At 53.4% G+C, this 13,596-nt stretch carries 9 protein-coding genes; all 9 read left to right on the top strand.

Translation table 11 applies throughout. The features are described 5' to 3' along the window. Positions 1-108: 108 nt before the first annotated feature. The 9 genes from QZQ46_RS00600 to QZQ46_RS00640 all read left to right on the top strand — a co-directional run bounded on the left by QZQ46_RS00600 (position 109) and on the right by QZQ46_RS00640 (position 13,014). Entirely contained in the window at positions 109-1,065 is a 957-nt protein-coding gene (locus QZQ46_RS00600) for a hypothetical protein (RefSeq protein WP_296826026.1), read from the top strand. Positions 1,066-1,152: 87 nt separating this feature from the next. Continuing rightward, positions 1,153-1,746, top strand: coding sequence for a DedA family protein (locus QZQ46_RS00605; protein WP_296826027.1), 594 nt, complete (start codon positions 1,153-1,155; stop codon positions 1,744-1,746). Next, positions 1,743-3,302 (top strand): glycosyltransferase family 39 protein, encoded by a 1,560-nt coding sequence (locus QZQ46_RS00610; protein ID WP_296826028.1) that lies wholly within the window; start codon positions 1,743-1,745, stop codon positions 3,300-3,302. The genes QZQ46_RS00605 and QZQ46_RS00610 overlap by 4 nt, the downstream gene beginning before the upstream one ends. Positions 3,303-3,311: 9 nt before the next feature. Next, a complete protein-coding gene (locus tag QZQ46_RS00615) occupies positions 3,312-4,922 on the top strand; it encodes a glycosyltransferase family 39 protein (protein WP_296826029.1) in 1,611 nt (536 codons plus the stop codon). Between the two features lie 15 nt (positions 4,923-4,937). Continuing rightward, entirely contained in the window at positions 4,938-5,618 is a 681-nt protein-coding gene (locus tag QZQ46_RS00620) for a uracil-DNA glycosylase (RefSeq protein ID WP_296826030.1), read from the top strand. Positions 5,619-5,804: 186 nt separating this feature from the next. Then, on the top strand, positions 5,805-10,367 hold the full coding sequence (gene gltB, locus QZQ46_RS00625; RefSeq protein WP_296826031.1) for a glutamate synthase large subunit: 4,563 nt from the start codon (positions 5,805-5,807) through the stop codon (positions 10,365-10,367). Positions 10,368-10,500: 133 nt separating this feature from the next. Then, the gene (locus QZQ46_RS00630) at positions 10,501-11,409 is read left to right on the top strand and encodes a DMT family transporter (protein ID WP_296826032.1); all 909 of its coding nucleotides are present in this window, start codon (positions 10,501-10,503) and stop codon (positions 11,407-11,409) included. Positions 11,410-11,480: 71 nt separating this feature from the next. Continuing rightward, complete coding sequence (locus QZQ46_RS00635; RefSeq protein WP_296826033.1) at positions 11,481-12,368, top strand: radical SAM protein; 888 nt, start codon at positions 11,481-11,483, stop codon at positions 12,366-12,368. Between the two features lie 19 nt (positions 12,369-12,387). Next, the gene (locus QZQ46_RS00640) at positions 12,388-13,014 is read left to right on the top strand and encodes a hypothetical protein (RefSeq protein WP_296826034.1); all 627 of its coding nucleotides are present in this window, start codon (positions 12,388-12,390) and stop codon (positions 13,012-13,014) included. The last annotated feature ends 582 nt before the right edge of the window (positions 13,015-13,596 follow it).

The following is a 13,596-nucleotide window of genomic DNA, read 5'->3' on the forward strand; positions in this document are numbered from 1 at the left end:
TATTTTTTACATCCGTTAAGAAAACGTTATAATATCAATATAGTATATAAAAGCAGTCGGAACAAGCGCTTCGTTTTTCACTGCCCTTAAGAAAGAAGGTCATGAACCATGAATCGATTCATTTATTTCGATAACCTGCGAAGCTTATCGATCATATTGACCCTGGCCGCCTTATTACTGCCGCTGGGAACGGTCTTTTATGAACAGAGCACGGCCATTGCCATTGCCGTCATATTTTTTATCAGTGCCTATTTCGGCGCATCCAAACTGCGGATACGGACGATTTCCTTTTTCCTGAAAGATCGTTGGCACCGACTGGGCCTGCCGATGATCGTCTTGGCGCTCTTTGGCATTGAAGAAAAAATAGTGACCGGCACCCTGCCCGCCCTATCGTGGGCCCTGGCCTGGATGCTCATCTTACTAGCCTTGCTGAGCCTGGTAAAGAAATTGGCTCACGGATTTTTACAGCATCGAAAACTCGCTCCGCCGTCCCTTCCTTTTCTCGCCTTGTTTTTCATATTATTGGCAGCGGCCTTATACGGCAGTCAGCGCTTCCTGCCTCAATCGCTGATGATTCCTTACCTCGCTGTCATCCGCCCCGATTGGTTGATTCTGTCCTTGTTTTCCTTCATCTTGGGACTTCAAGCCTTTCGCAGTCAATGGTTTACGGCTAAGGGCTACATGCCCGGGAAGGGAAGTTTCATCGCCTTTATCGTCGTCCTCATGGCAGGCAGCCTGACGATGAGCGGTACGATTCCGTCCCCTCCCTGGCTGTCCGCCCTCTTAGCAGCGGCCCTTCCTGTGACGGCCATATTGGGACTGACGGCTTTCTTTCATCAGTATGGCAGCAGCCACCGCCCATGGTCGCACAGCCTTCACCGCCTTGGCTACGCCTTGTTCTTCATCAGTGAACCGATTATCCTCCATACGGCCTGGTTTCTCCATCCCCTGGCAGCCGCTTCCTGGCTGAAGACGCTTTTGACCGTGCTGATTCTTGTCGTTTACAGTTATCTCCTTTGCCGATATGCATTGCTCCACCTATCATGCTTTAAAAGCAAGGGGTAATTCGTATAGCGACTAGCCCGTGCAGGTCATCTATGCTATGATATATCGTAAGTTTATTTTTTTAGTCACCCTAAGGAGAGTGCCTCATTGGATACACTATTACAACTCATGGAATCGTACGGCTATATCGCGCTTTTTATCGCTATGGTCTTAGAAAATGCTAATATTCCCATTCCCAGTGAAGTCGTACTGGGCTTTGCCGGTTTTCTTATTTCTCAGCAAATATTCACCTTCTGGACGACCTTCATCGTCGCCTGTCTGGCCGGTCTCGTCGGATCCGTCCTCAGTTACTGGCTCGGTTCTTACGGCGGCCGTCCCCTTCTGTTAAAGTACGGCAAGTACATCTTCTTTAACGAGCACAAATTTCAGATGGCAGAAAACATGTTCAACAAGTACGGCGGAGCTGCCGTTCTCATCTGCCGCTGCCTGCCCGGCGTCCGTACCTTCATCTCGTTCCCGGCCGGTGTCGCCCGCTATCCCTTCTGGAAATTCACAATTTTCACGATCATCGGTACCATCCCCTGGACGCTGCTTCTCGTATGGGCTGGTTCGATTTTGGGAAGTCATTGGCGAGACCTCATCCAATACAACCACATCTTCCTCATCGTCATTGCCGTCGTCTGTGTCATCGCAGCCGCCGTCTATATCTGGCATAAGCGCCGTCGGAGAAATGCAGCATGAAACAATGGCTATATGAAAATCGCTACGGCCTTACCGTCGCCTTGGTGGCAGCAATTATCTTGCTGCCATTTTTAGGTGCTGTCCCCCTTACCGATCCGGACGAACCGGTATACGGCGAAACGGCCCGAGAAATGCTGGCCGCCGGCGACTGGCTGTCGCCCCGAATTTTTGGCAGCTATTGGTATGATAAACCGCCTTTCTTTTACTGGCTGGAAATGATTTCCTACAGCATCTTTGGCGTCACGAACTTTGCCTCCCGCCTGCCCAGCGCCCTGGCCGCTATGGCGACGACGATGTACGTCTATGCTGCCGGCCGCGACGTATTCAACAAACCCATCGCCGCCTTATCTTCCCTGCTGCTGGTATCAAGCTTCGGCTTCATGTACATCGGCAAGGCCGCCGTCACCGACATGACCCTCGTCCTGACCTTGACGGTCGCCCTGATGTCCTTCTACCGGAAAAAATACTATACGGCCTATATCTTCTGCGGCCTGTCCTTGTTGGTCAAGGGCCCGATCGGTTATGCCTTTCCGGCCTTCATCATGCTGATCTATATCGCCTGCACCCGCCAATGGCCGCTGCTAAAAGAAATGAAGATTCCCCAGGGGATTCTCTTGGCCTTTGCCGTCGGCCTTCCCTGGTACGTCCTCATGTATAAAGTCCACGGTGAAGTCTTCCTGGACACCTTCATCGGCTATCACAACTTCACTCGCTTTGCCGCTCCGGAACACCCGGGCCAGAACAGCCTCTTCTTCTTCATTCCCGTCTTATTGGCCGCTATGATGCCTTGGACGATCTATCTCGCCCCGGCCATGCGGCGGCTGTTCAAAAAGCGCGATCCTTTCCGCGATCCGCTCCACTTCTGTCTCATATGGGCCGGGTTCATCTTCATCTTTTTCTCCCTTTCGAAGACACAGCTCGTCACCTATATCGCCCCCATGTTTCCGCCGACGGCGTATCTCATCGGCTGGTACTGGTACCGCGGTTACATCGAGCGGTCTTTTCCCCGCTCGCTCCTGGCCGCCTCGTATCTGCTGGGAATCCTGCTCTTAGCCTGTAATGCCATCCCCCTGAGCGCCGGTGCAGAGTTCTTCCGCCCGACTATCGCCTGGGTATCGGGTGGTCTTGCTGCCGCCCTCTTCCTGCCGACCTACTTTTTATGGCACCGCCGCTATCAGGCGGCCTTTATCGCAGCCGCCGTCACGATGGTACTCTTTTCCTGGGCTCTTTTCGGCGCCGTCATCCCGGGACTTAAGAGCCATATCACCTCCTATGATACGGCCCAAATCCTGCCCGATGTCTACGACGGCCATTCCCGACTGTACGTCGAAAAATTTCTCCGCCCGGGCATTACCTACTACAGCGGAATGTACGGCGAAGAATGGGATCCCGTAAAAAACCCGGAACTGGAAACCCTGCTAACGCAGGACGATAAGATTTTCCTCATCATGTCCAAGGCGACCTTCCATAAGCTGGCCCATTCGAAGCCTTTAATCGACCGCTTCGGCATTGCCGGCGAAACGCCGTCACAAGTCATCCTCATCAATCACCCATAGGAGGTACGTATGAAACAGTCATCCCTGCTTACTCTCATCTTTGCAGCAACTTTTCTGTTTCTGGCAGCCGGCATTTCGGCCTTGGCCGTTACCGACCCTGTCGAGTCCAATTACGCCTTGACGGCCCTTGAAATGGTTCATAGCGGCGACTGGATTTCACCTCAGATTTACGGTATCTATTGGTACGATAAACCGATCTTTCTCTATTGGCTCCTGAGCCTGTCCTACAGCATTTTCGGTGCTGCGGACTTTGCCTCCCGCCTGCCGACGGTCCTCTTCGGGGCTGCGTCGTGCACCCTAGCCGCCTGGTTCGCCCTGCGTCAGACCGGACGAACGGCAACGGCCCTTCTCTTTTCGGCCATGACGGCGACGTCCCTGGCCGTCTGGCTCATCAGCCGGTCAGTCATCACCGATCAGCCTTTATTTTTCTTTAGCGGCGCAACTTTATTCTTTGCTTATATCGGCCTGACAGAAGCAAAAAAAAGTTACATCATCGCAGCCTACGTCATGGCTGCCGGAGCGGTTCTCACCAAAGGGCCTGTCGGCATCGTCCTGCCCGGCCTGTTTTTACTTGTCTTTGCCCTCATCCAAAAGAATAGGGACTACGCCAAAAGGCTCTTCCCTCCGGTCGGCATCATTCTCTTCCTACTCCTCGTCTTCAGTTGGTACGGCCCCATGTACAGCATCCACGGCCAGGCTTTCATCGACGGTCTCCTCGGTTTTAACAACGTCGTAAGAGCCACCGTATCAGAGCACCCGCAAGACAACGTCTGGTACTACTATCTGGTCCTCGTCCCGGCCAGTCTTCTGCCATGGACCGGTCCCTCGCTGTACGGCTTATGGAAACGCCGCCGTCACGATGATGTCTATGTCTTCATGGCCGTGTGGGCCATTGGAACGGTTTTATTCTACAGCCTCATGGCCACCAAGTATCCGACCTATACCTATATTGCCAATTGGCCCTTACTCTATTTCGGTGCCTTAGAAATCCAGTCTTGGAATGACAATGACAGCCACCGGCCTTGGCTCATCGCCCTCATTCCGGCCATCTTGTACAGCCTGCTCTTTGCTTCCTTGAACTTCTTTACCGACAAGGCGCCCTTTGCCGTCGACGGACTCATGATGCTGACCGTATTCATCGCCGTCATGATCATCCTGACCCTCCTTGCCTGGTGGCAAAAGGCCTATATCGCCCTGCCGATCCTCATTACGGCGACGACGGTCGTCACCTATCTCATGGTGACCATCCAGGTATTGACGCCTTTTTATCAGTATCGTTCCGCCCAAAGCCTGCTTGCCATGGAAGCAACTGGCCAAGTCTACTTCTTTGAAGACTATCGGACCTCCTACCCCTATTACACCGGAAAAACAGCTATTTGGACAGCACCGGAAGTATACGACGAAAACACCAAGCTAAAGCGAGACGCCGTCTGGTCTAAAAAACATCTCTATCCGACCGAAGAAGAAGGATCGGTCCTCAACCGCTTGGAAAGCCGTCAGCCCCTGACCCTGGTCGTTCCCAAGAGCCGCTATCAGGACTACCTGGCATCGAATTTCTTCCCCCTGACCCGCGAAACCGCTCAAATCGGCTCGTACTATATCTTTACGACGGCGCCATAGCCGAAAAGGAGTATCATGAAAAATCTTATTCAGACACTTTGCGATTACCATGAACCGGATGTCTTCAATCCCTGGGCAGACTACGACGCACAGTGCGATATAGGCCCCGAAGCTCCGGCCATCCGCTGCCGTCAGCTCGAGGACTACCTGAACCCCCGTCTGAACCGCGCCCGTATCGTCCTCATCGCTGAGGCAGCAGGCTACCAAGGCTGCCGCTTTACGGGAATCCCCATCACCTGCGAACGGATGCTCCTCGATGAGCATAAACAGATTTCCTCATCCATCATTCTCGGCCGCCGGGGAGAACGGACGAGCCGTCCTGACTGCCCCTTCATGACCAGTCGTCCCCAGCAGGAAAAGGGCATGAATGAACCGACTGACACCTATGTCTGGGGAGCGGTCGTCGACAACGGTCTCGATCCCCAAGACGTCCTGCTGTGGAATATCTTCCCTTTCCATCCCCATAAAAAATCGCCCTTCTCCAACCGCACGCCGAGCGACAGCGAACTGGCAGCAGGCCTTTCTTATGCCAAAACCCTGCTTAATCTCTGCCGTCCGGACATCCGCGTCGCTGCCATTGGCCGAAAGTCGGCAGAAACTTTGGAAGCCGCCGGAATTCCCGCTCAGACCATGCGCCATCCGGCCAACGGCGGAGCCTCCCTCTTCAGAGAACAGTTTTCACGTTTTTCTCTTTGATATCCTTTAAAAATAACGATAAATTCGATTTTTACATTAAAATTATCAGTATTTTTGTTCATTTATTCAAAAAAGTCATTGCATCGCCCCTATAAATGGTCTATAATCATAAGTGCACCACAGTATCCACGAGCCCTCTCTCATACAGTGACGGCTCGTTTTTATATACGCAAAGGGGGACTTTCTATGAATAAAAAAATGCGCGATCTGCCGGCACCGCAAGGCCTGTATGATCCGTCATACGAACACGATGCCTGCGGCATCGGCATCGTGGCCAATATAAAAGGGATAAAATCATACAGCATTATCGACGACGCCCTTACGATTTTAGAAAACCTCCGCCATCGCGGCGCCGAAGGGGCCGATGCCAACAGCGGTGACGGCGCCGGCATCTTAGTCCAGATTCCGCACCAATTCTTCTGCCGTGAATGCGACGTCCTCGGCTTTTCGCTGCCCGACGAGGGCGACTATGGCGTGGGCATGATTTTTGCACATCGTTATAAAACATTTCGTAAGGAACAAATGAATGCCTTTGAAGACATCGTCCGTGCCGAAGGCCTTTCCATCCTCGGCTGGCGCGACGTTCCTGTCGACGAAAGCCTGATCGGCAATATCGCAAAAAAAACGTGCCCCCATTTTCTGCAGGTCTTTATCCGCAAAGACCCGGCCATGAAGACCCAAATGGATTTCGAACGGAAACTGTACGTCATCCGAAAATTAGCCGAAAAAGCCATCGTTCCCAAAAGCCGAGACCAGGGAACTGATTTTTATATCGCCAGCCTGTCGTCAAAGACCATCGTCTATAAGGGCATGCTGACGTCAGTCCAGCTGCGCCACTTCTTCCTCGATTTATCGGACCTGGACTTCATCACCTCCATGGCCCTCATCCACTCCCGCTTCAGCACCAATACCTTCCCCAGCTGGGCTCGGGCCCATCCGAACCGCTACATCGTTCACAACGGGGAAATCAATACCATTCAGGGCAACATCAACTGGCTCAATGCCCGGGAAGGCAAGTCAAAATCTACCTTCTTCCCGGATATGGAAAAAGTCTTCCCCGTCGTCGACGACACGGGCAGTGATTCTTCCATGTTCGACAACTGCTTGGAATACCTCTACATGACCGGCCATTCTCTGCCTCACGCCATGATGATGATGATTCCGGAACCTTGGGAACGGGATCCTTTGATGAGTCCCGAAAAACGCGACTTCTACCGCTACCACAACTTCATGCTCGAACCTTGGGACGGACCGGCGGCCATCGGCTTCTGCGACGGCACGGTCATCGGCGGCATGCTCGACCGGAACGGCCTGCGGCCGGGCCGCTATTACGTCACCCGCGACGACCGGGTCATCGTCAGTTCCGAAGTCGGCGTCGTCACCGTCCCGCCGGAAGACATTCTCTACAAAGGCCGCCTCGAACCGGGGAAGATGCTCCTCGTCGACACGAAGAAACAGCGCATCATCGGCGACGATGAAATAAAGCACGAAATCGCATCCGAACATCCTTATGCCGAATGGTATAAAGAACACATCACCAGCCTCGACGACCTCATGGCCAGCCAACCCTTGCCTCACAGCGAAGCCATCATCCCCTATGACTTAAAGGAACAGGAAAAGGTCTTCGGCTATACCCAGGAAGACATGGACAAGGTCGTCCTGCCCATGGCCCGTGACGGCCGCCACGCCATCGATTCCATGGGCGTCGACGTCCCCCTGGCCGTCCTCAATGACAGACCGCAGCTCTTATACGATTACTTCAAAGAAAATTTTGCCCAAGTCACCAATCCGGCTATCGACGGCGTCCGCGAAAAGACGGTCATGTCTTCTTCAATCATGGTCGGCAACGTAGCCAATATCATGGATCCCAATGAAGCCTCGACGGCAGCGTTGTACTTAAAGACGCCCATCCTGACCAATGAACAGATGGCAGTCATCAAATCGCTCATGACGCCCAAGCTCCACACGGCAACCTTATCCATGCTCTATCCCGTAAACAACGGCGCCGAAGGGATGGAAACCGCCATCGAATCCCTCTGTATCGACGCCTTAAAGGCCATCAAGAACGGAGCCAACATTCTGGTCTTATCGGACCGAGGCATTAATTCCCGCATGGCCGCTATTCCGGCACTCTTGGCCTCGGCAGCCCTGCACCACTACCTCATCGACAAGGCTGTTCGTTCCGACGTCGGTCTGGTCCTGGAATCGGGAGAACCGAGAGAAGTCCATCACTTCTGCACCCTCATCGGCTACGGCATTACGGCCATCAATCCTTATATCGCCTTAGAATCGATTAAAGAACTGATAGCCGGTAAAAAATTGCCCCATCTCGATTATGAACAAGCCCGGCAGAATTATATCGACGCTGCCGTAAAAGGCATCTTAGCCGTCATGTCCAAAATGGGGATTTCGACCATCCACAGCTACCACGGCGCCCAGATTTTCGAAGCCGTCGGCATCAGCCGTGACCTCATCGACAAGTATTTCTGCAACACTCCGTCTCCCATCGAAGGCCTGGGAATTGCCGAAATCGCAGCCGAAAACGCCTTGCGCCATAAAGAAGCCTACCACTCGGGAGACGCCTTGGACCGCGGCGATTTCTACCAATACCATAAGGGCGGCCAGCCCCATATCATCGATCCGGAAACGGTACAGCTGCTGCAGAAAGCCGTCCAGACCAATGACTATGCAGCGTATAAAAAGTACGCCGCTCACGTCAACAGAGAAACCATTTTCCGCCTGCGTGACCTCCTGGAATTTGAATATCCTGCCGGCTGCAGCATTCCTATTGAAGAAGTCGAATCGGCCGATTCCATCGTCAAGCGCTTCCGCACCGGCGCCATGAGTTACGGCGCCCTCAGCAAAGAAGCCCACGAATGCATCGCAACGGCCATGAACCGTCTGGGCAGCATGAGCAATACCGGCGAAGGCGGCGAAGATGCAGCCCGCTTCCATACGGAAAAGAACGACGGCATCAAGCAGGTCGCATCGGCCCGTTTCGGTGTCACCAGCGACTACCTCATCCACGCCGACGAACTGCAGATCAAATGCTCCCAAGGGGCAAAACCGGGAGAAGGCGGCCATCTGCCGGGCAATAAAGTCTATCCCGACATCGCCAAAACCCGTCACGCCACGACCGGCGTCGCCCTCATTTCACCGCCGCCCCACCACGATATCTATTCCATTGAAGACTTAGCGGAACTCATCTTCGATTTAAAGAATGCCAACCGCCAGGCATCCATCGGCGTAAAACTGACGTCCGGCGCCGGCATCGGCACTATCGCTGCCGGTGTCGTCAAGGCTAAGGCCGATTCCATCGTCGTCAGCGGCTACGACGGCGGTACCGGGGCCTCGCCGCGGACGAGCCTGCGCCATGCCGGCCTGCCCTGGGAAATCGGCCTGGCCGAAGTCCAGCAGACCCTTCTCCTCAACAGCCTCCGCGACCGGGTCACCTTAGAAGTAGACGGCAAGCTCCTCACCGGCCGTGACGTCGCCATCGCTGCCTTATTCGGTGCCGAACGGTTCGGCTTCGGCACGGCACCGCTGCTGGCTATCGGCTGCCACATGCTCCGCGTCTGCCACCTCAACACCTGCCCGTACGGCGTCTGCACACAGGACGAAAAACTGCGAAAACGCTTCAAAGGCAAACCGGAATACATCATCAACTTCATGCATTTCGTCGCCGAAGACCTGCGGGAAATCATGGCTCGCCTGGGCTTCCATACCGTAGAAGAAATGATTGGCCGCTACGACTGCTTAAAACAGCGGAATCATATAAGCCATTGGAAAGCCCGGACGGTCAATTTAAAGAATCTCTTGTACCGGCCGTATACGGATGCCTCCGTAGGCCATCACTTCACGACGCCTCAAGACCATAAGATCAATACGACCCTCGACATGTCCAAACTGGTCCGCATGTGCCGGCCGGCCCTGGAACAGCAGAAGCATATCCGCGCCCGCCTGCGCATTAAGAATACGGACCGCGTCACGGGGACCATCCTCGGCAGTGAAATCACCAAAGCCTACGGGGAAAAAGGTCTGCCGGAAGATACGATCATCCTATCCTTCGTCGGCTCTGCCGGCCAGAGCTTCGGGGCCTTCATTCCCCACGGCCTGACCCTGACCCTTGAGGGGGATGCCAACGACTACCTGGGCAAGGGCCTGTCCGGCGGCAAGATTATCGTATCGCCGCCGCGGGAATCGATTTTCCCGGCAGAAGACAATATCATCATCGGCAACGTCGCCTTTTATGGAGCGACCGCCGGTGAAGCCTACATCAACGGCACGGCAGGCGAACGGTTCTGCGTCCGCAACAGCGGCATCGACGCCGTCGTCGAAGGCGTCGGCAACCACGGCTGTGAATATATGACCGGCGGCCGGGTCCTCATCCTCGGTCAGACGGGACATAACTTTGCCGCCGGCATGTCCGGCGGCGTCGCCTACATCTATGACTTAGACCCGCAAAAGTGCAATACCGACTTAGTAAAACTGGAACCTCTGACGGATGAAGCAGAAAAAGCCGCGGTCAAAACGATGCTGGAAAACCACGTCCGCTTCACGGACAGCAACTTAGGCCATATCCTCTTAGAAAACTGGGACGATACGGTAAATCACTTGACCAAGGTCATTCCCGAAGCCTATGAAGAAATGGTTTCCCTCATCGAAAAGGCCAAGGCCGACGGCCATTCCGACGAAGAAGCCCATATGATTGCCTTTGAAAAGAAACACGGCAAAAACGGCAAGAAATAAGGAAAAAGAGCTGCCCCAGCAGCTCTTTTTTCTATGCCCTATATGCGCACTCGCAGGAAACGGACTCCCCTTGCCCCTCTATTAGCTCTCGTGTATACTTAAAGAATAATAACACGGCAAAGGAGGTCTTAGCATGACCAAAACGCAGCATGGTATCATAGCTTGTGTCATCGGAGCGGTGACGTGGGGCGTTAACGGCGTCGCCAGTCAGTTTTTGCTCTCCAATTATCCCGTAGAACCCTCATGGGTGGCATCGATTCGCATGGCCCTGGCAGGCCTGCTCCTCACGCTCATGGTCATACCGAAAAAAAGCCATTTAATTCGACAGATGCTGCATGACCCGATCAGTCTGCGGCATTTGGTCATTTTTGCGATTTTCGGCCTCACCCTAAGCCAATTTGCCTATTTATCCGCCATAAAAAATTCAAATGCCGGCACAGCGACGGTCCTGCAGACACTGTGCGTCGTCTTCATGTCCTTCTACTTAGCCCTCCGCTTCCGTAAGAAGCCGACGACGAGGGAAATCATCTCCGTCTTCCTGGCCTTTGGCGGCGTCTACTTGTCAGCAACCCACGGCAACCCGTCGACGATGGTCCTCTCACCCCTGGGCCTGACCTGGGGCCTCATAGGCGCCGTCGCCGGCGTTGCCTATCCCGTCCTATCCCAAGGTCTGGCCGCTCACTGGGGAGCTCTCATCACCAACGGCCTGGGCATGATTACCGGCAGTATCGTCTTAGGCCTGTCGACACAGGTTTGGACCAACTGGCCGGTCCTCGACGCTATGGGATGGTTTGCCGTAGCCTTCATTGTCATCGTCGGAACGGCCATTTCCTTTACGGCCTTCGTCACCGGCATCAGTGAAATCGGCCCCATGAAAGCTACCTTAATAGGAACCTTGGAACCGGTCATCGCCTCGGTGACCTCAGCCATCGTCCTGGGAACGACCTTCCATCCCATTGAACTTGTCGGCTACGCCTGCATCATCGCCACGGTATTCATCATCATTCTTCAGAAAAAAACTCCTTCTGAATCTATTTCGTAATACGTATTTTTCGTGTATAATATACTGTATCTTAATAATCTATATACTACCCATTGAAAGGTGTGATTTATATGATCATTGACGACGCCGGCGGCCTCGTTTTTCGTCCGCCCAGTGAAGCCCGCAGCTTTATCCTGCGCGTAACCATCGGCTGTTCCCATAATACCTGTCGTTTCTGCAATATGTATAAAGCCTCGAAATTCCGCATCCGTCCCCTCGAAGAAATCGAAGGGATCATCGAACGCGGCGCTGAGGCCCTGCCCTTTATTCGGCGCATCTTCCTGGCTGACGGCGATGCGATGGTACTGCCAACCGATACCTTAATCACAATCATGAAAAAATGCTACGAAAAGTTCCCCAAGCTCACCCGCATCGGCGCCTATGCAACACCGGCCGACTTAATCCGCAAGACGCCGGAAGAATTGAATCGCCTCCGCGAAGCCGGCCTGGCCATCGTATACATGGGTATCGAAAGTGGTGACGACGACGTCCTGACCTACGTCGACAAGGGAACGACGGCAGACCTTACCATCGAAGCCGGCAAAAAAGCGTTAGCCGCCGGCATGAAGCTGTCGACGATGATCCTCCTCGGCCTCGGCGGTCAGGAACGGACAAAAGAGCATGCCCTCCATACGGCCAAAGTCGTCTCGGCCATCAACCCGACCATGCTCAGTGCCCTGTCCCTCATCATTCCCCATGAAGTCCCCCTCTACGATGACGTCGTCAGCGGTAAATTCACGCCCCTTACGGCCCGAGGATTCCTCAAAGAATTGGACATGATCCTGCGCCATACGGAAATGACCAACCCCTGCATCTTCCGCAGCAATCACGTATCGAACCTCTTCCCCGTCGGCGGCACCCTGCCCATGGACAAAGACAAGATGCTGGCTGCACTGGAACAATACATTCCCCGGGCAGACGATACGCGTCCCCTCTTAAACGATAACGGCAATTTCTAATATGACGGGAGGTGCCTCTATGAAAAAAATATTTTTCCTTCTCCTGTTCTTCCTGCTGACCCTTACGGTTGCCAATGCCGACAGCGTTCGCTTCGACAATATGCGTACCGTCGTCATCGCCAATACGACGCAAAACAATTACCCTGCCCGTTACATGAAACGGACCCTTAAAGAACCGTTCCGCATCCCCTATTGGGACCGCATCGAATCGTCAGCCCTCCTCGCGCCGGAAGACGTGACCGAAGATAATCTGCGCATCTTGGCCTCCCAGTACAAGGCCGATGTCGTCCTGGTCCCTGTCGTACAGACCTGGTACTGGCGCCAGTTCATGGGAAGCTATCGCTTCCGCGACGGCGACGAGATGTACACCGAATACCGCTACCGCCTGACGGTCTACGCCTACGACAAGCGCACCGGTCGGATGAACAGCTATTCCGACAGCGGCTACGACATCGAATCGACGTCAATCCTAAACAACCCCGACGACGTCCTCTATCCGGCCATGACCCGAATCTTAAAGAAGCTCCCGTATAAACGAATCCCAACGGACATCGAAACGACGGGAAATACCATTCCGGGCCTGCAAACCCAGACGACGGACGGCGGAGCAACCATCCTGACCAACGCCTTTCCTCAAGCCATTTAAGTCGAATTCATACAGTAAAAGTGTCTGCTCATCAAGGGCTGCTAAAAAAAATAATATAGTTATCGTAACTGCCACCGGTTTCCGGTGGCAGTTGTTTTATTCTATCAACCTATAAACCTGTACTTTTTCATCGGGGTAAACTCCCTCCGCTTCGCCGTATTCACGAATATATCTGGTCCAAGGAATGCTTCCTGCATCGTAATCAGCCATTCCCTGTCCATAAGACGATGACATGATACCGGTCCTATTTCTCATGAGATTCCCAAAATTCAGAAAAGCATTAATACAATAATACAAAAACACGCCCCTTTCGGCAGCACAAAATCGAATGCGTCTAGTGCCTGCCTAAAAGGGGCGTATGTCAAGTTTTAATGTCTATAGACCTTTATGAATCTTGTATTAACGCTTTTTCTCAACCGAAATAACGTCGATTCCTTTCCCGCTGCTGCGTGAAGAAATAACCTGATTACGGGCATCAGAGCTGTTCGAAGCTTTTACCCTCGTTGAACTTACACTGCTGCGCGAGTTGGAATTCGTGTTTTTGTACCTGAATTTCACTTCATAACTATCACTCATAATGTA

Origin of the sequence: uncultured Megasphaera sp., from assembly GCF_900539295.1 — a bacterium.
Lineage (GTDB): Bacteria > Bacillota > Negativicutes > Veillonellales > Megasphaeraceae > Megasphaera.

Coding starts and splice junctions, on each gene's coding strand:
- QZQ46_RS00600 (WP_296826026.1), top strand. CDS start 109: ATGAATCGATTCATTTATTTCGATAACCTGCGAAGCTTATCGATCATA.
- QZQ46_RS00610 (WP_296826028.1), top strand. CDS start 1,743: ATGAAACAATGGCTATATGAAAATCGCTACGGCCTTACCGTCGCCTTG.
- QZQ46_RS00615 (WP_296826029.1), top strand. CDS start 3,312: ATGAAACAGTCATCCCTGCTTACTCTCATCTTTGCAGCAACTTTTCTG.
- QZQ46_RS00620 (WP_296826030.1), top strand. CDS start 4,938: ATGAAAAATCTTATTCAGACACTTTGCGATTACCATGAACCGGATGTC.
- gltB (WP_296826031.1), top strand. CDS start 5,805: ATGAATAAAAAAATGCGCGATCTGCCGGCACCGCAAGGCCTGTATGAT.
- QZQ46_RS00630 (WP_296826032.1), top strand. CDS start 10,501: ATGACCAAAACGCAGCATGGTATCATAGCTTGTGTCATCGGAGCGGTG.
- QZQ46_RS00635 (WP_296826033.1), top strand. CDS start 11,481: ATGATCATTGACGACGCCGGCGGCCTCGTTTTTCGTCCGCCCAGTGAA.
- QZQ46_RS00640 (WP_296826034.1), top strand. CDS start 12,388: ATGAAAAAAATATTTTTCCTTCTCCTGTTCTTCCTGCTGACCCTTACG.